Source organism: Brevundimonas sp. EU05-FHT14B07 (assembly GCF_058790795.1).
The window spans coordinates 722,132-738,826 of record NZ_JBYTCZ010000001.1 but is presented as its reverse complement, the minus strand read 5'-3'; the positions used below and the strand labels follow the sequence as shown (position 1 = coordinate 738,826).

The 16,695-nt window shown below is 67.2% G+C and carries 16 protein-coding genes; 5 read left to right on the top strand and 11 right to left on the bottom strand.

Annotated features, from left to right (window positions below):
- The first annotated feature begins 22 nt into the window (after positions 1-22).
- Together AC3WRC_RS03645 and AC3WRC_RS03640 are read left to right on the top strand one after the other, a co-directional pair.
- Positions 23-970: an ABC transporter ATP-binding protein gene (locus AC3WRC_RS03645; protein ID WP_492302935.1), complete on the top strand. Its 948-nt coding sequence runs from the start codon at positions 23-25 to the stop codon at positions 968-970.
- Positions 967-2,325: an ABC transporter permease gene (locus AC3WRC_RS03640; protein WP_492302934.1), complete on the top strand. Its 1,359-nt coding sequence runs from the start codon at positions 967-969 to the stop codon at positions 2,323-2,325. The genes AC3WRC_RS03645 and AC3WRC_RS03640 overlap by 4 nt, the downstream gene beginning before the upstream one ends.
- 166 nt (positions 2,326-2,491) lie before the next feature.
- On the opposite strand, the gene rpsU is transcribed toward AC3WRC_RS03640, so the two are convergent.
- On the bottom strand, positions 2,492-2,734 hold the full coding sequence (gene rpsU / locus AC3WRC_RS03635; RefSeq protein WP_026108547.1) for a 30S ribosomal protein S21: 243 nt from the start codon (positions 2,732-2,734) through the stop codon (positions 2,492-2,494).
- A gap of 188 nt (positions 2,735-2,922) precedes the next feature.
- On the opposite strand from rpsU, the gene AC3WRC_RS03630 reads away from it, so the two are divergent.
- Entirely contained in the window at positions 2,923-3,570 is a 648-nt protein-coding gene (locus AC3WRC_RS03630) for a COQ9 family protein (protein WP_492302996.1), read from the top strand.
- On the opposite strand, the gene AC3WRC_RS03625 is transcribed toward AC3WRC_RS03630, so the two are convergent.
- Both AC3WRC_RS03625 and purE read right to left on the bottom strand, forming a co-directional pair.
- Positions 3,567-4,649, bottom strand: a complete 1,083-nt coding sequence (locus AC3WRC_RS03625; RefSeq protein ID WP_492302933.1) for a 5-(carboxyamino)imidazole ribonucleotide synthase — start codon at positions 4,647-4,649, stop codon at positions 3,567-3,569. The two genes, AC3WRC_RS03630 and AC3WRC_RS03625, sit on opposite strands and share 4 nt — an antisense overlap.
- Positions 4,650-5,141: a 5-(carboxyamino)imidazole ribonucleotide mutase gene (gene purE / locus AC3WRC_RS03620; protein ID WP_492302932.1), complete on the bottom strand. Its 492-nt coding sequence runs from the start codon at positions 5,139-5,141 to the stop codon at positions 4,650-4,652.
- A gap of 183 nt (positions 5,142-5,324) precedes the next feature.
- On the opposite strand from purE, the gene AC3WRC_RS03615 reads away from it, so the two are divergent.
- Complete coding sequence (locus tag AC3WRC_RS03615) at positions 5,325-5,888, top strand: GGDEF domain-containing protein (protein WP_306004057.1); 564 nt, start codon at positions 5,325-5,327, stop codon at positions 5,886-5,888.
- Between the two features lie 22 nt (positions 5,889-5,910).
- Here AC3WRC_RS03615 and AC3WRC_RS03610 read toward each other — a convergent pair whose 3' ends face one another.
- The 3 genes from AC3WRC_RS03610 to AC3WRC_RS03600 all read right to left on the bottom strand — a co-directional run bounded on the left by AC3WRC_RS03610 (position 5,911) and on the right by AC3WRC_RS03600 (position 10,381).
- A complete protein-coding gene (locus AC3WRC_RS03610; RefSeq protein WP_492302931.1) occupies positions 5,911-7,713 on the bottom strand; it encodes an autotransporter domain-containing protein in 1,803 nt (600 codons plus the stop codon).
- Between the two features lie 114 nt (positions 7,714-7,827).
- The gene (gene serA, locus AC3WRC_RS03605) at positions 7,828-9,720 is read right to left on the bottom strand and encodes a phosphoglycerate dehydrogenase (protein WP_492302930.1); all 1,893 of its coding nucleotides are present in this window, start codon (positions 9,718-9,720) and stop codon (positions 7,828-7,830) included.
- A 121-nt stretch (positions 9,721-9,841) separates the two neighbouring features.
- Complete coding sequence (locus AC3WRC_RS03600; RefSeq protein WP_205681381.1) at positions 9,842-10,381, bottom strand: hypothetical protein; 540 nt, start codon at positions 10,379-10,381, stop codon at positions 9,842-9,844.
- Between the two features lie 187 nt (positions 10,382-10,568).
- Here AC3WRC_RS03600 and AC3WRC_RS03595 point away from each other — a divergent pair, with 187 nt between their 5' ends.
- On the top strand, positions 10,569-11,492 hold the full coding sequence (locus tag AC3WRC_RS03595; RefSeq protein ID WP_492302929.1) for an Hsp33 family molecular chaperone: 924 nt from the start codon (positions 10,569-10,571) through the stop codon (positions 11,490-11,492).
- 37 nt (positions 11,493-11,529) lie between these two features.
- Here the strand turns inward: AC3WRC_RS03595 and phoB are convergent, their stop codons facing one another.
- The 5 genes from phoB to pstC are packed head-to-tail and all read right to left on the bottom strand — an operon-like array spanning position 11,530 to position 16,655.
- A complete protein-coding gene (gene phoB, locus AC3WRC_RS03590) occupies positions 11,530-12,222 on the bottom strand; it encodes a phosphate regulon transcriptional regulator PhoB (RefSeq protein ID WP_017505977.1) in 693 nt (230 codons plus the stop codon).
- Between the two features lie 20 nt (positions 12,223-12,242).
- The gene (gene phoU / locus AC3WRC_RS03585) at positions 12,243-12,968 is read right to left on the bottom strand and encodes a phosphate signaling complex protein PhoU (protein ID WP_492302928.1); all 726 of its coding nucleotides are present in this window, start codon (positions 12,966-12,968) and stop codon (positions 12,243-12,245) included.
- A gap of 4 nt (positions 12,969-12,972) precedes the next feature.
- Positions 12,973-13,920, bottom strand: coding sequence for a phosphate ABC transporter ATP-binding protein PstB (gene pstB / locus AC3WRC_RS03580; RefSeq protein ID WP_492302927.1), 948 nt, complete (start codon positions 13,918-13,920; stop codon positions 12,973-12,975).
- Positions 13,921-13,924: 4 nt separating this feature from the next.
- Positions 13,925-15,232: a phosphate ABC transporter permease PstA gene (gene pstA / locus AC3WRC_RS03575; protein ID WP_492302926.1), complete on the bottom strand. Its 1,308-nt coding sequence runs from the start codon at positions 15,230-15,232 to the stop codon at positions 13,925-13,927.
- The gene (gene pstC, locus AC3WRC_RS03570) at positions 15,225-16,655 is read right to left on the bottom strand and encodes a phosphate ABC transporter permease subunit PstC (protein WP_492302925.1); all 1,431 of its coding nucleotides are present in this window, start codon (positions 16,653-16,655) and stop codon (positions 15,225-15,227) included. Before pstC ends, pstA begins: the two co-directional genes overlap by 8 nt.
- Positions 16,656-16,695: the final 40 nt, after the last annotated feature.

The following is a 16,695-nucleotide window of genomic DNA, read 5'->3' as shown; positions in this document are numbered from 1 at the left end:
CGACAGGGATTTGGGAGGCGACATGGCGGCGTTGACGCTGGATGGGGTGAACAAGCGATACGGCGATTTCCACGCCGTGCGCGATCTGAGTTTTCAGGTCGAGAAGGGGTCGATCTGCGGCTTTCTGGGACCGAACGGGGCGGGCAAGACCTCGACCCTGCGGATGATCCTGGGGTTGCAGCCGGCGACGTCGGGGCAGATCGAGATACTGGGCGCCGACGACGGGCGCAAGGTGCGCGACCGGATCGGTTTCCTGCCCGAGGAGCGCGGTCTCTATAAGAAGATGACGCCGGTCGAGGCCATCGCCTTCTTCGGCGCGCTGAAAGGCCTGCCGGTCGCGGAGGGCCGCAAGCGCGCCAAGACCCTGCTGGAGCAGCAGGGACTGGGCGAGGCGCAGAAAAAGAAGATGAAGGAGCTGTCCAAGGGGATGGCGCAGAAGGTGCAGCTGATCGCCTCGGTCGTGCATCAGCCCGAGTTCGTCATCCTGGACGAGCCCTTCTCCGGTCTGGACCCGATGAACCAGCAGGGCCTGGAGGCGATGATTCGCGGGCTGGCCGCGAACGGCGCCACGGTGCTGTTCTCCACCCATGTGATGCAGCATGCCGAGCGGCTGTGCGACAAGGTCGTGCTGCTGGCGCGTGGCAAGAAGGCGTTCGAGGGGACGGTGGATCAGGCCAAGGCCACCTCGCCGCGCTTCCTGGATCTGGACGGCGCGATCAGCGCGGACGCCGCCGCCGCCCTGCCCGGCGTGGCGGGCGTCGAGACCCTGTCCGACGTGGACGGCGTGCGTCGTCTGAAGATCGCCTTGGCGCCCGGCGCCGGGGGTCAGGATACGTTGAAGACGGCCTTCCTGAACGGCCTGGACGTGCGCGGCTTCGCGCTGAAGGAGCCGACGCTGCACGACGCCTTCATCGGCCTGACCGGTGACCATCCCGACCAACCCGTCGCATCCGTGGAGGCTGTCCAATGAACCGCACCCTGCTGATCGCGCGACGCGAATATGTCGCCTACGCCAAGACCGTCGGCTTCTGGCTGTCGCTTTTGGCCTTCCCGCTGTTCGCCGTGCTGGGCGGCGGCATTCCAGCGCTGATCAAGGCCTCCGAGCCGATCAAGTCGGTGGCGGTGATCGAGGAAGGCCCCAATGCGACGGGTCTGGCCGCCGCCGTGCGCGCCTCTCTGCAAGCGGATGTGGATCGTCAGAACGAGCGCCTGCGCGAAGCCGCCGAAAAGGGACAGGCGGGCACCGGGCGCGCCGTCGCCTCCATCACCGGCCCCAAGATCCGTCTGGTTGACGCGCCGCCCGCCATCGCCGACGCCGTCGGCCCGGCGCGTGACGAGGCGATCCGCAAGGCGTTGGACAAGCAGACCTCGAAGGCCAAGCGCCTCGACGCCGTGGTCTTCCTGAGCCGCACGGATGGCAAGCCCGCCGCCCAGGTCTGGACCGCGCGCGCCACCGACAATGACGTCTCCGGCTTCGTCCGAAATGCGCTTCGCGATGCCCGACGCACCGAGCTTTTGACCGCCGCCGGGGTCGCCCCGGCCGTGGCGCAGGAAGTTCAGACCTTCCGGCCCGATGTGAAATCCTTCTCGCCCAGCGCGGCCAGCGGGGGCGAGGTGTCGATGCGTGACCGGATTCCGTCCTTCATCGGCCTGGGCGTCGGATTCCTGTTATGGTCGCTGGTCATCACCGGCGCCTCCATCCTGCTGAACAGCGTGATGGAGGAGAAGTCGAACAAGATCCTGGAGGTGCTGCTGTCCTCGGCCTCGGCGACCGAAATCCTGACGGGCAAGGTGCTGGGCGTGGCGCTGCTGACCCTTACGGTCATGGGCGTCTGGGGCGGGATCGGGGCCTTCACCCTGATCTCGGCCTCGCCCCATACGGCGGCGACGGTCGGACAGGTGCTACTGCACGACGGTCTGATCTTCTATTTCATCGCCTATATGGTCGGCGGCTACCTGATGTATGCGGTGCTGTTCGCCGCCATCGGCGCCTTCTGCGAGACGCCGCGCGACGCCCAGACCCTGATGGGGCCGATCATGATGATCCTGGTCGTGCCGATCCTGGTCATGCAGATGGCCCTGACCAGCCCGGATGCGCCGGTGGTCAAGGTTCTGTCCTGGATCCCCTTCTTCACCCCCTTCCTGATGAGCGCGCGCGCGCCCAGCGACCCGCCGCTGGTGGAGGTGATCCTGACGCTGATCGGCATGTTCGGGACCGCCGCCTTCATGGTGTGGATCGCCGGGCGGGCCTTCCGCGCCGGTGCGCTCTCGGATGTGAAGCTGAGCTGGAAGAGCTTCGGCCGGGCGATCACCGGGCGGGCGTAGGCGGCACGGTTGTCTCCTCCCTGTCGCGTTGCGATGGGGAGGTGGCGCGGCGCTTCTTCTGTGGGACTTCAAGAGCCCTCCACCACGCTCCGCAGAAACGAAACGCAAAGAAAAAGGCCGCTTCCCGAAGGAAGCGGCCTTAAATCTTTCGGCTTTCGCCGGGGTCTTAACGACCGCCGGGAACGCGCGGCTTCGGCGCAGGCAGCAGGCCCTCGCGCTGCATGCGCTTGCGCGCCAGCTTGCGGGCGCGACGGATGGCTTCGGCCTTTTGACGGGCGCGCTTTTCCGAGGGCTTCTCGAAGTGCACGTGGCGCTTCATTTCACGGAAGCTGCCCTCGCGCTGCATCTTCTTCTTCAGGGCTTTGAGCGCTTGGTCGACGTTGTTGTCGCGAACGAAAATCTGAACCAGGTTAAACTCTCCTTTGGCCGCCCGCCGCGTCCTGTGAGGGAGACGGGCGAACAAAATAAAATCGCCTTCCGACAGCCGGGCTCTCGGATGAAGGCGCGCTGATACACGAGCCGCCCCCTTCTGTCCAGATCGTCGCGACCATTCTTCAAGGCTCGAAACGCCATGACGACCGGCGTATGATCGCCCTTATGACCGAGACGACAGACTGGGCCGACCGGACCGAACAGACCGTGCTGGACGCCGCCATCGCCCGCGCGCCCGCCCTGGGCTGGAATGCGCGTCTGGTGCGCGAGGCCTGCGAGGCGTGCGGCCTGTCGCAGGGCGACGAGGAACTGCTGCTGCCCAACGGCGCGCGCGATCTGGCGGCCCTGCTGTCGCGCCGCCATGATGCGCGAGCGCTGGCGGCTCTAGGTGAAATCGACGCCAAGTCGCTGAAGATTCGCGAGCGAATCGGCCGTGCCGTGTCCGAGCGGATGGAGGCGGGCGCCGCCGACCTGGAGGCCACGCGTCGCTGCGCCGCCTTCCTGGCTCTACCCGTCAACGCCGACCTGGGCCTGAAACTGGCCTGGGAGAGCGCGGATCATCTGTGGCGCTGGGCCGGGGACGAGGCGACCGACTGGAATCACTATTCCAAGCGGACGATCCTGTCGGGCATCCTGATTCCCGCCCTGACCCTGCGCTGGTTCGACGGACGCGAAGCGGCAGAGGCCTTCGTCGCCCGCCGGATCGAAAACGTCATGGTCTTCGAGAAGTGGAAGGCGGGCAAGGATTTCGACGCGCCGTTCCGAACGGTCAGCGACGCTCTGAGCCGCATGCGGTATGGGGCGAAAGCCTAGACCGCACCCAGCAGCCGGTTCACGTGGGCCATCTTGCGGCCGGGGCGGGCCTCGGCCTTGCCGTAGAGGTGCAGGCGTTCGTCGGACTTGGCCGACAACTTGCGCCAGTCCTCGACTTCGTCGCCCAGCAGGTTGGTCATTTCGATGCGGGCGTGGGCCGTCGTGGGGCCGAGCGGCCAGCCGGCGACGGCGCGGATATGCTGTTCGAACTGGTCGCAGACGCAGCCGTCCTGGGTCCAGTGGCCGGTGTTGTGAACGCGTGGGGCGATCTCGTTGACCAGAAGCACGTCGTCTCCGAGGTCGAACAGTTCGACGCCCAGAACGCCGACGTAGTCCAGCCCGTCCAGGATCGCCTCAGCGATGGCGCGGGCTCGAACTTGCGTTTTTTCGTCCACGGCGGCGGGGGCCAGGGTGGTGCGCAGGACGCCGCCCTCGTGCCGGTTCTCGCCCAGCGGATAGACGGCCATGTGGCCGTCCCAGTCGCGGGCGGCGATGACCGACAGTTCGCGCACGAAGGTCGCCTTGGCCTCCAGGATGGCCGGACGACCGCCCAGGCTTTCCAGGGCGGCGGGCGCATCCTCGATGGCGTGGATCCAGACCTGGCCCTTGCCGTCATAGCCTTCGCGGCGGGTCTTCAGCAGGGCGGGCAAGCCCAGTTCGGTCAGGCCGACGACCAGGTCGTCCAGCGTTTCGATGACGGCGAAGGCGACCGTCGGGGCGCCCACGGCGTTCAGGAAGGCCTTTTCGTCCACCCGGTCCTGCGACACGCGCAGCGCGGTCGGCCCCGGCGCGACCAGGGCGCCGGCCTCGGCCAGACGCTCGATGGATTCGGCCGGCACGTTCTCGAACTCGAAGGTGACGACGTCTGCGGCGCGGCCCAGCGCCGACAGGGCCTTGGGGTCGTCATAGGCGGCGACGATCTGGCGCGCCGAAACCCGGCCGGCCGGGCTGTCGGCCTCGGGGTCCAGGATCACGACGTCGAAGCCCAGGCGCGATGCGGCCTGGCTCAGCATCCGGCCCAGCTGGCCTCCGCCGATGATGCCGAGGGTCGAACCGGGGGGAAGCGGAAGATCAGGCACTCAGTCCTCGACGGTTTCTGCGACGGATTCAGTCTGGGCGGCGCGGAAGGCGGCCAGGCGTCCGGCCAACACCTCGTCCGACAGGGCCAGTATCTGGGCGGCCAGGATGCCGGCGTTGGCGGCGCCGGCCTCGCCGATGGCCAGGGTGGCGACCGGAACGCCCGCTGGCATCTGCACGATCGACAGCAGGCTATCCATGCCCTTCAGCGCCTTGGACTGGACCGGCACGCCCAGCACCGGCAGTTCGGTCATGGAGGCGGCCATGCCCGGCAGATGGGCGGCGCCCCCTGCCCCGGCGATGATGACCTTATATCCGGCGGCCTTGGCGCCCGTGGCGAAATCGACCAGGCGTTGGGGCGTGCGGTGGGCGCTGACGACCTTGGCGTCCCAGGCGACGCCCAGTTGATCCAGGCGATCGGCGGCCAGCTTCATGGTCGGCCAGTCGGACCGGCTGCCCATGATGATCGCCACCGGGGTTTCGGAAGTCGCCATGTCTGCAAGGCCCCTCGCGGAAAGGCGCCGGTTACAGCACGCGGGTGACGCCGGCAACCGCAACACCGTGATTTCAGCCGTGTCGGCCCGTAATGTCGGCCTTCAATGTCGGCGGATCACGCTCTACCATCGTTCGACCGCGCGACGCAGACTGAGTTGCGCCTTCGGAGCCAACCCTGCGCCGTGACCGACGTGGCCGAACACGACCTGACCGCCGAGATCGCGCGCCTGCGCGTCGAGCTGGAAGCGTGGAAGACGCGCGCCGCGGCCGCAGAGGCCGCCGCCGACCACGATGTGCTGACCCCCGCCCTGAACCGGCGCGGCTTCATCACGGCGATGCAGCGGACCATGGCCTATTGCCAGCGGCACGGGGTGCCGGCGGTGCTGCTGTATCTGGACATGGACGGGTTCAAGAGTGTCAACGACAGCCTGGGCCATGCCGCCGGCGATGCAGCCCTGGTCGCGGTGGCCGAGCTGTTCCTGGCCAATCTGCGCGAGTCGGATGCGGTGGGCCGGCTGGGCGGCGACGAGTTCGCCCTGCTGATGTTGCACGCAGGCTATGAAGAGGGCCGGGCCAAGGCGCGTCAGCTGGCCGAGGCGCTGAAGACCGAAGGCTTCGTTTGGGACGGCCAGAAGACCGAACTGGGCGGCTCGTTTGGGGTGCGCGCCTGGGACGGCCATGCCGACGCCGAAGTCTGGCTGACCGAGGCCGACGCCGCCATGTGGGTGAGGAAGAAGGGGCGCTGAGGCCCCTTCCCGCCCCTGCCGCTTAAAGCGGCAGTTTCAGCTGAATGCCGCCCATGTGGCTGTCGGCGTGGTCGCCGAAGCGGCCGCGATAGCCGACCGTCACCTTGACCGGGCCGAGCGAACCCTCGACGCCGGCCGAGGCCAGGAACTGGCCGCCGAACGGATCGTCGATCTCGCGCGACAGCACCTGGGCCGGGTTGTTGTAGAGACCGACGCGCACCGGATCGGAGCTGTCGTCCAGGGCGTCGCGGTAGCCGCCTTCGGCGAACAGGCCGAACCCGCCCATTTCCGCCTCGGCGCGCAGGGCGACCTCGCCGGTCAGGGCCTTCACGGTGCGGTCGCCGTACTGATACTGGGCGCCGACGCCCTGTTCGTAATAGCCGTCCACGTCGCTGGACACGTAGGCGAGGGCCGCGCGGGGCGACAGGGCGACGCCGCCCATGTCGAACCACATGCCGCCTTGCAGACGCGCGCCGCTGCTGAGCGCGCGGGTTTCGGCGGTGTGGACGATCGGCGCTAGGCTGGTGGTGCGTTCGATGTCGTCAATGTTGTCGCGCGCCACGCCGACGGCGGCGTTGACGAAGACATCGCCCGAGCGCCAGCCGCCATAGACGTCCAGGCCGAAGCTTTCGACGTTGAACTGCAGCGCCTGGCTTTCGACGTCGGTGTTGCGCGCCGTGCCGGCCAGACCGAAGCGCCAGTTGGCCGAAGGTCCGGCCTCAAGCGCGATACGGGCGCCCCAGCCGTCGCTGGACGAACTGGTGACCGAGCCGCGCGCGTCGGTGTCGACGCTGTCGACCAAGGCCGAAGTTGTGACGGACACGCCGGCCTCCCACGGCTGGCGACCCGACAGGGCCTCGCCGGCGGCGTCCAGGGCGTCCTCGCGGTGACGATAGGCCGTCTCGCCCTGCAAGGTCGATTGAGCGCCGATGTCGCCATAGTAAAGGTAGTCGGTCGCCAGTTGGGCGATGATCCGATGGCCCGCCGCGGTCGGGTGGACGCCGTCGAAGTAGAAGTAGCTGTCCGGGTTCGTGCAGACCGTCACGCCGTTGAAGCAGGGCTGGGTGATGTTGGTGATGCCGAACAGGCCCGGATTGCCGGCCAGGGTGTCACCGATCTTGAACAGGTCCATCATGATGATGTTGCTGCCTGGGCGGGCGGCGGCCGTGGCGGTCAGATTGGTCTGAAGCGCCGTGTTGAAGGTGGTGACGGCGAAGTCGGCCAGGGGCGCGGCGGTCGTGCCGCGGAACTGAGGCGTCAGGCTGAGCTTGGGCAGGTTGGTGACCAGGATGGTCCCGGCCCCCGCGCCCGCCACGGTGTTGACCAGGCTGTTGATGTTGGCGGCGGCCGTGGTTGCGACCGGGGTGATGGCGGCGACCGGGCTGGCGGAAGCGCCGGCGGCGGGTAGGCCCTGGAAGATGTCGTTGGCGCCGCCCAGGACGCTGACCAAGTCGGTCGAGCTGAACCGGCCGCCCGCGGCGGTGTAGCGCGACAGCTGGTTCAGCATGCCGAACGGCACGCCCGCCGAGGCGTCAGTGCGCGAGCCGCCGAAGGCGTAGTTGATGCTGCCCGTGACCGAATCGTTGAAGTTGGCGGCGTTGAAGCCCAGCAGTTCAACGAAGGTCGGACCGTTCGAGAAGCGGCGCGCATAGGGCGGCGACGGCGGCTGGGTCCCGCCCGAGATCAGAAACAGGTTGCCGTTGTCGCTGAGGCTGTCGCCGAAGACGACGAGACGGTTGTAGGTCTGGGCCGAGGCCGAGCCGGCAAAGGCGCAGGCGGCGAGCGCCAGAGCGGCGACGGCGCCGCCGGTGATGAAGCGTGACATGAAATTCCTCCCGCAGCCGTCGTTGCGCGGCCGTTCGACGTGAGGATGCGCCAGTTCGCGCAGAGCGCAAGATGCCGCGAGGTCAGCTTTGAGAAGATATTTGCGAGCGACGTATCACTGCAACGTGCGGAACTTCAGCGTGCCCGGCACCGTCTTGAGTTCGCGCAGCGCCTCTGGATCGTAGTCGCGGTCCACGTCGGTGATGACATAGCCCGTGCGCTCGTCCGTTTTCAGGTGCTGGCCCAGGATGTTCAGGCCCGCCGAAGCCAGAGCGCGGTTCAGTTCGGCCAGCACGCCCGGCTGGTTTCTGTGGATGTGCAGGATGCGGTGCGCGCCCGAAACTTCGGAGAGCTGGACGTTGGGCAGGTTGACGCTGAAGGTCGTATCGCCCCGGTTCAGATAGCCCAGCAGGCGCTCGGCCGCGAACTCGGCGATGGCCTCCTGCGCCTCTTCGGTCGAGCCGCCGATGTGCGGCGTCAGGATCATGTTGGGCAGGCCTTGAAGCGGGCTCTCGAAGGGGTCGGCGTTGGTGCGCGGCTCTTCGGGGAAGACATCGACAGCGGCGCCGGCGACCCGGCCCGAGCCGATCGCCTGGGACAGGGCCCCGACATCGACCACATGGCCGCGCGCCAGGTTCAGAAACAGTGCGCCTTCCTTCATCCGGCCGAACTGGGCGGCGCCGAAGATGTTGGCGTTCTCCTTGCGGCCATCGACATGCAGGGTGACTACGTCGCTTTCGGCCAGAAGCGCGTCCAGCGAGCGCATGCGGCGTGCATTGCCCAAGGCCAGGCGCTCCGACAGGTCATAAAACAGCACCCGCATGCCCAGGTTTTCGGCCAGGACCGACAGCTGGCTGCCGATCGCGCCGTAGCCGACGATGCCCAGGGTCTTGCCGCGCAGTTCCTTTGAGCCGGTGGCGGACTTGTTCCACTTGCCGACGTGCATGGCCGAGGACTTGTCCGCCACGTCGCGCATCAGGACGATCATCAGGCCGATGGCCAGCTCGACCACCGAGCGGGTGTTCGAATAGGGGGCGTTGAACACCGCCACCCCGTGATCCGAGGCCGCGTCCAGGTCGATCTGGTTGGTGCCGATGCAGAAGGCCGCGACGGCCATCAGGCGGTCGGCCTGTTCCAGCACGCGGCGGCTGACCGTGGTCTTGGAACGGATGCCCAGGACATGGACGCCCTTGATGGCCGCGATCAGATCGCCCTCGTCCAGCGCGCCCTTCTGGGTTTCGACCGAATAGCCCGCCTCTTCCAGCCGCTCGACGGCGGCGGGGTGGATGTTTTCCAGGAGCAACATCTTCATTCGGCTGCGCGGGAAGGACCAGCGGCCGACAAGGCCTTCGGCATGCAGCACCTCGTCGAGCGACGCGGCCTCGGCGTCGGCGACCTGGACCACCGGCGCGCGACGCACCACCTCGGTGAAGGCGTAGAAAGCGTCGGCGGCGCCCGCGATCTTGACCTCGGCATCGTTCCAGCCGTCGCCGACCATGACGACACGACCCGACAGGTTCAGGCCGTGAATGGCGGTCGGCTTGCCATTGGCGTGCGACAGGGGATTTGCGTCATCCACGCCGACCACGCGGTCGTCGGCGTCGTAGATCAGATCGTTGCACAGCACGCGATCGGGAGAGACGCCCAACTCTTCGGCGACGGGGGCAATCACCTCGCGGAAGCCGCCGGAGAGGATGACGACCTTGCCCTTGTTCTGCTGGAAGAAGTTCAGATTGCGCCGCACAGACGCCGTCAGGTGGTCCGGCGCGGTCTGGGCTAGGGCGGCGACATGGGCGCGGGTCAGCGGCAACAGCGCCAGCCGGCGGCGCAAAGCCTCGCCGAATTCGACCTCTCCGGCCATGGCCTGATCCGTCAGGGCGGCGATCTGGGCGCGCGTGTCGGCTGCGCCCGGCGCATCCGCCAGGGCGATGTCGGCCAAAGCCTCAAGGGTCTCGAAATCGACCAGAGTCGAATCGAAGTCGAAGATCAGGGTGGGGCGCGCGCTCATGGGCGGCGTCTTAGCGGCCTTCGCGCCTGCGGCAAAGCCAAGCGATGCTGCTCACTGTGGGCAGATGCGCTAAAAGTTTGCCGCCCGCCGCGGTTTTCACCGGGCGGGCGACACGAAAATGTCAGAAGCGGGCGATGCGACGCACGTGGCTGTCGGGACGACGGCTTTCGAGAACCGCTGCGCCGACGGCTGCGGCGATGGTCGCCACCGCCAGAAGGGCGCCGCCTTCGCGGGCGTGGTCACGCGCATATTGACCGGCGTCGTCGGCATAGCGGCGCGCCGTCTTGCCATGCTTCTTCAGCGCCTTCTTGCCGTCCTTGCGGGCCGAACGGAACCAGTCGTCGGCGCGGTCGCGCACGTCATAGGCGGTGTCTGCGGCGCGGTGGCGGGCGTCGCGCGAAATCGCGCCGGCGCGTTCACCGACATCCTCGGCCCGGTGGCGGAAAGCGTCGACGGCGTCGTGGAAACGGTCGCGCAGTTCGGACGTATCGACCCAGCCGCGCGGGTCGATGCGCGACTTGATGCGCTGGTAACGGGTGGGGCCGCTGCGTTGCGTCAGATAGACGACGGCGACAGCGCCGAGCGCGACTGCGAGGAGGCTGCCGGCGGTGATGCCGGGGTGTTTGCGAATCTCTTCGATCGGATCGATATCGCGGATCATCGGCGGAACCTCTTCAGTTATTGGCGTCATGAACGGAGCGACGGCTCCGCTTGAGCCAAAAGAGCGATCCGCGCTGAAATCGGTTCCGTCGCCCTCCCCCAGAGCGGGCGGATTAGCCCCCTTATCAAGCCGCCCGCGGGCGCCTACATAGCCGCGATCCCGAAATGACGCCCCAAAGGACCTCGCCGTGACCGATCACGCGTCCAACCTTCCCGTTTCCGACGATCTGGCCGCCGCCTTCCAGATCGAAGGCTGGCCCGTGCGCGGTCGCCTGGTTCGCCTGGGCGCGACCATCGACAAGATCCTGGCCGCCCACGCCTATCCCGAGCCGGTCGCCGCCCTGCTGGGCGAGGCCTGCGCTTTGGCCGCCCTGATCGGCTCTAGCCTGAAGTTCGAGGGCCGCCTGCTGGTCCAGGCTCAGGGCGACGGCCCCGTGCGCTATGTCGTCGCCGACTACGGCACCGACGGGTCGCTGCGCGGCTATTGTCGCTACGACGAGGCTGAGGTGGCCGAGGCGTCGCAGGGCTTCGCCCGTCCCGGCGCCCGATCGCTGCTGGGCCAGGGCGTCTTTATCATGACGCTGGATCGGGGCCCCGACTTCGAGCGCACCCAAGGGATCACGCCGATCGAAGGCGAGAGCCTGTCGCTGGCCGCCGAACACTATTTCCAGCAGTCGGAACAGGTGCCGACCAAGGTGCGTCTGGCCGTCGGCCAGGTTCAGACCGAGGCCGGATCGCAATGGCGCGCCGGCGGGGCGATGATCCAGATCATCGCCGGCGACGAGGCGCGTGGTTCGACCGAAGAGGTCTGGGACCGCACGCGGGCCCTGTTCGGCACGCTGGGCGATGACGAGCTGGTCGATCCGACGATCTCGCCCGAGACGCTGCTGTTCCGCCTGTTCCACGAAGACGGCGTGCGGCTGGAGGGTGCGCGGGAACTAACGGCCGTTTGCCGTTGCTCGCGCGAACGGATCGCCTCGGTCCTGGCCTCGTTCGATCCCGCCGAGCGCACCGACATGTTGGAGGACGACGGCAAGATCCGCGTCACCTGCGAATACTGCGCCACGGTCTATGCGCTGGACCCCGACGAAGTGGTCGCGGAGCAAATCTGAATTTCAAAAGGCGGCTCCGAGAGCCGCCCTTCTCGTTTTAGCCTTCCAAATCCAGCGAATAGCCCGCCGAGCGGACCGTGCGGATGGGATTGGCGCTTTCGTCGGCGATGGCCAGGGCCTTGCGCAGGCGCCCGACGTGGACGTCGACGGTGCGGGCCTCGACATAGACGTCCGAGCCCCAGACCGCGTCCAACAGCTGCTCACGGCTGAACACCCGCCCTGGGTGCTGCATGAAGTGGTCCAGCAGGCGGAACTCGGTCGGGCCCAGATGGACCTCCTTGCCGTTGCGCTTCACCCGGTGCGAGACGCGATCGACAACGATATCGCCGTGGTTCAAACGGTCGTCGGCCAGGCCCGGACGAATGCGGCGCAGGACGGCCCGGATGCGCGCGATCAGCTCGACCATCGAAAAGGGCTTGGTCAGATAGTCGTCCGCGCCGGTGTCCAGACCGCGAACCCGGTCGCTCTCCTCGCCGCGCGCCGTCAGCATGATGATCGGCAGGTTGCGGGTCTCGGCCTTGCCGCGAATGCGACGGCAGACCTCGATGCCCGACAGCTTGGGCAGCATCCAGTCCAGCAGCACCAGATCGGGCAGACGCTCGTCGATCTGGAGCATGCCCTCCTCGCCGTCGGCGGCGACGGCGACGTCGTAGCCTTCCTTTTCGAGATTGTACTGAAGAAGGGTCGCCAGCGCGTCCTCGTCTTCCATCACAAGGATATAGGGCTGCACGTCGGGTCTCCGGTCTCGGTTCACTGCGTCGAAAGGTTTGGCGTCGGATCGGAATCCTCAGCCGTGGGCTGGGCGCGCGGGCGTTCGCCCACGATGTCCTCGCCCGTGATCTCGTAATGGACGGTCTCGGCGATATTGGTCGCGTGGTCGCCGATCCGCTCCAGGTTCTTGGCCATGAAGAGCAGATGGGTGCAGGCGCCGATCGTGCGCGGATCGCCCATCATGTAGGTCAGCAGTTCGCGGAACAGGGCGTTGTAGTGCTCGTCGACCTCGTCGTCGGTCTGCCAGACGGCGACGGCGCGATCGAGCTCAGAGGCCGTATAGGCGTCCAGCACATCGCGCAGGCGGGTCGAGACCAGCCGTCCCATTCGCTCGATCGAACGGGTCAGGGGCTGCATCGGCTGGGCTTCGGCCAGGATCAGCGCGCGCTTGGCGATGTTCTTGGCGAGGTCGCCTGTGCGCTCCAGATCGGTGGCGATCTTCATGGCGCCCAAGGTGCGGCGCAGGTCGCTGGCGACCGGCTGACGCAAGGCGATCAGGCGGATCGCCTTCTTCTCGATATCGCGGTGCAGGGCGTCCAGCTTCAGATCGCGTTCGACCACGGCGCGGGCCAGGGCGATGTCGCGCCGGGCGACGGAATCGATGGCGTCCGCGACCTGGGCCTCGGCCAGGCCGCCCATGCGAGCGATCTCGGCCGTGATCTGGTTCAGTTCGTCGCCATAGGCTTTGACGGTGTGCTGGTTCATCGGATTAGCCGAAGCGTCCCGTGATGTAGTCGAGCGTGCGCCGTTCGCGCGGATTCTGGAAGATGTCTTCCGTATCCCCGGTCTCGACCAGACGACCCATGTGGAAGAAGGCGGTGCGTTGCGACACGCGCGCGGCCTGGGCCATCGAGTGGGTGACAATGACGATGCAGAACCGCTCGCGCAGTTCGTCGATCAGCTCCTCGATCCGCGCCGTGGCGATGGGGTCCAGCGCCGAACAGGGCTCGTCCATCAGGATGACTTCGGGGTTTACGGCGATGGCGCGGGCGATGACCAGACGCTGCTGTTGGCCGCCTGACAGACCCATGGCCGACGATTGCAGGCGGTCAGCGACCTCTTCCCACAGGCCAGCGCGCTTTAGCGCCTTTTCAACGACCTCGTCCATCTCGGCCTTGGACGACACCAGGCCGTGGATTTTGGGTCCGTAGGCGACGTTTTCGTAGATCGATTTCGGGAAGGGATTCGGACGCTGGAACACCATACCGACGCGGGCGCGCAGCAGCACCGGGTCGATGGAACGGTCGTTGATGTCCTCGCCGTCCATGGCGATGCGGCCCGTGACCTTGGCCCCGGCGATAGTGTCGTTCATGCGGTTCATGGTCCGCAGGAAGGTGGACTTGCCGCAGCCCGACGGGCCGATCAGGGCCGTGACGGTCTTGTCCGGAATATCCAGCGAGACGTCGTAGAGCGCCTGTTTGCCCTCATAGAAGACCGAGACGTCGCGCGCGGCGATCTTGATCGGACCGACAGGCGGGCTGTCGACCACGGCGGGGCCCGACCGGGGCGTAGCGTCCTCGATACGCGGTTCGGCGGCTGCGCCCTTGGATGGGGCGATTTCGGGCAGGATCTGACCGCCCATGCGCGGCGCTTCGGTCGGATCGATCGAGCCGGCGCCGGTCTGGTCCTCGGCGGAGCGGAAAATACGGAATTTCATTCTCTTACCACCGACGCTCGAAGCGCCGCCTCAGGATAATGGCCGCCGCGTTCATGACAATCATGAAGACCAGCAGGACGATGATCGCCGCAGCGGTGCGTTCGTGGAAGGCCCGCTCCGAGGCGTTCTCCCAGATGTAGATCAGCGAGGGCAGCGCGCCGACCGGCTGGTCGATGGCGTGCGGCACGCCCGGCACGAAGCTGACCATGCCGATCAGCAGTAGCGGCGCGGTCTCGCCCAGGGCGTGGGCCATCGAGATGATGGCGCCGGTCATGACGCCGGGCATGGCCAGCGGCAGGACGTGGCTGAACACTGTCTGGGTCTTGGATGCGCCCATGGCCAAGGCGGCCTCGCGGATCGACGGGGGCACGGCCTTCAGCGCCGAACGGGTGGCGATGACCAGGGTCGGCAGGGCCATCAGCGCCAGGACCAGACCGCCGACGATCGGACTGGCCCGCGGCAGATGCATCCAGTTGATGAACAGGGCCAGACCCAGCAGGCCGTAAACGATCGACGGCACGGCCGCGAGGTTGTTGATGTTGACCTCGATGATGTCGGTCAGCTTGTTCTTCGGCGCGAACTCTTCCAGCCAGATGGCCGCGCCGACGCCCAGCGGAATGGCGATCAGGGCCGTGACCATCAGCATCAGGGCCGAACCGACCACGGCGCCCAGGACGCCCGCCACTTCCGGCTGCGTCGAATCGCCGTTGGTGAACAGAGCCGTGTTGAAGTGCGAGCCGATCACGCCTTCGGTCTGCATCCGGTCCAGCCAGGCGATCTGCTGGTCGGTCAGGCGGCGCTGATCCTCAGGCGTATCCCTGGAGATTTCGCCCTTCAGATACAGATCGGCATCGTCGGACAGCGGCACGGCCAGGGGTACGGTTTCGCCGATGACTTCGCTGCGCTTGGCGACCAGATCGGCGGCGACGAACTTCAGCTCCGACGAGAACAACCGCTTCATCTGCGCGGCCTTCGTCCCGGCCGCGTCGTCTTGAATACCCATGCGGGCCAGCTGCTGCTCGGCGGCCAGTTGCTCGAAGTTGGAGCCCTGCGGATAGGCGCGGTCCACGCGCGCCGGGTCCATGAAGACCGGCACGGTGACGGTGTGGGTGTAGAATGCGGTGTGGCCCTGCTCGACGATGCGCACCAGAAGCACGGCCAGGAACAGCATGGCGGCGGCGATGGCCAGGCGGCCATACCATTTGAAGCGCGTTTCCTTGGCGTGACGACGCTTCAGACCTGCACGCAGGCGGTCGAGACGTCCCTTGGCGGCCGCGCCGTCGATCTGATCGGGGGTCGTCGCGTCAGTCATATTGTTCCCGATAGGTCTGCACGATCCGGTGGGCGATGATGTTCAGCATCAGGGTGACCAGGAACAGGGTCAGGCCCAGGCCGAAGGCGGACAGGGTCTTGGCGCTGTTGAACTCCTGGTCGCCGGTCAACAGGGTCACGATCTGAACGGTGACGGTGGTGACGGTGTCCAGCGGATTGAAAGTCAGGTTGGCGGCCAGGCCCGCGGCCATGGTCACGATCATGGTCTCGCCAATGGCGCGCGACACGGCCAGCAACAGGGCGCCGGCGATGCCCGGCAGCGCGGCGGGCAGAAGAACCCGCTTCACCGTCTCGGACTTGGTCGCGCCCATGGCGAACGAGCCGTCACGCAGCGACTGGGGCACGGCGTTCAGGATATCGTCGGACAGGGACGACACGAACGGGATCAGCATGATGCCCATCACCGCGCCGGCCGTCAGGGCCATCTGGTTCTGAACCAGGGCCAGGTATTGACCCAGCCCGTCCAGCGGTCCGCCGATCAGGAAGAGGCCGATCTCGTTGAAGAACACCCGCAGCAACGGCCCGACGGTCAGGGCGGCGAAGAATCCGTAAACGACGGTCGGCACGCCGGCGAGGATCTCCAGCAGCGGCTTGATCACCGCGCGGGTCGTGCGGCCGGCGTATTCCGACAGATAGATGGCCGACAGCAGGCCGATGGGCGCTGCGACGCACATGGCGATGACCATGATCAGCAGGGTGCCGGCGAACAGCGGCACGGCCCCGAAGGCGCCCGACGACCCGACCTGATCGGCGCGGATGGCGATCTGCGGGCTCCATTGGGTGCCGAACAGGAAGTCGAGAACCGGCACCTTCTGGAAGAAGCGGAAGCTGTCGAAGGCCAGGGAAGCGATGATGCCCAGGGTCGTCAGGACGGCGATGGCCGAGCAGACGAACAGGGCGCCGTAGATCCAGCCCTCGACCCGGTTGCGGGCGCGCGTCTGAGGCTTGATCTGCGTCAGGGCGAACAGGCCGCCCAGGATGGCGGCCAGGATGGCGGCGACACCGCCGCCCCACGACAGGGTGCGTTCGATGCGAACCATGCGGCGCGCCTCGACCGGCAGCTGTTCGGCCAGCGAGCGTTCCCAGATCTGGAGCGCGGCCTCTCCGCGACCCACGCGGTGGGCGTCGGCGAAGAAGGCGTCGCGACGGAACGGCTCCAGCGCCGCGACCGCATCAGGCGTGCCGACAGCGGTCAGCTGACGCTGAAGCGGCGCGGCGAAGACCGAGGCCAGGATCAAGACCAGCAGAGCCGGCGCGGCGACCCAGATCAGCGCATAGGCGCCGTGCTGGCCGGGGCGGGAATGGGGTTTTGCGCCGATCGCACGACGACGCGCCAACGTGCGTCCGCCCAAGAAGGCGGCCGCACTCAAGGCGACGAGGATCAGCAGATAAATCCAGATCATTCAGAAGTCCGAAGCGCCGTGCGCGAATCGACGACAGTCC

What these genes read in the sequence shown, in the direction of transcription:
- AC3WRC_RS03645 (WP_492302935.1), top strand. Translation starts at nt 23, where the DNA reads ATGGCGGCGTTGACGCTGGATGGGGTGAACAAGCGATACGGCGATTTC.
- AC3WRC_RS03640 (WP_492302934.1), top strand. Translation starts at nt 967, where the DNA reads ATGAACCGCACCCTGCTGATCGCGCGACGCGAATATGTCGCCTACGCC.
- AC3WRC_RS03630 (WP_492302996.1), top strand. Translation starts at nt 2,923, where the DNA reads ATGACCGAGACGACAGACTGGGCCGACCGGACCGAACAGACCGTGCTG.
- purE (WP_492302932.1), bottom strand. Translation starts at nt 5,141, where the DNA reads ATGGCGACTTCCGAAACCCCGGTGGCGATCATCATGGGCAGCCGGTCC.
- AC3WRC_RS03610 (WP_492302931.1), bottom strand. Translation starts at nt 7,713, where the DNA reads ATGTCACGCTTCATCACCGGCGGCGCCGTCGCCGCTCTGGCGCTCGCC.
- serA (WP_492302930.1), bottom strand. Translation starts at nt 9,720, where the DNA reads ATGAGCGCGCGCCCCACCCTGATCTTCGACTTCGATTCGACTCTGGTC.
- AC3WRC_RS03600 (WP_205681381.1), bottom strand. Translation starts at nt 10,381, where the DNA reads ATGATCCGCGATATCGATCCGATCGAAGAGATTCGCAAACACCCCGGC.
- phoU (WP_492302928.1), bottom strand. Translation starts at nt 12,968, where the DNA reads ATGAACCAGCACACCGTCAAAGCCTATGGCGACGAACTGAACCAGATC.
- pstB (WP_492302927.1), bottom strand. Translation starts at nt 13,920, where the DNA reads ATGAAATTCCGTATTTTCCGCTCCGCCGAGGACCAGACCGGCGCCGGC.
- pstA (WP_492302926.1), bottom strand. Translation starts at nt 15,232, where the DNA reads ATGACTGACGCGACGACCCCCGATCAGATCGACGGCGCGGCCGCCAAG.
- pstC (WP_492302925.1), bottom strand. Translation starts at nt 16,655, where the DNA reads ATGATCTGGATTTATCTGCTGATCCTCGTCGCCTTGAGTGCGGCCGCC.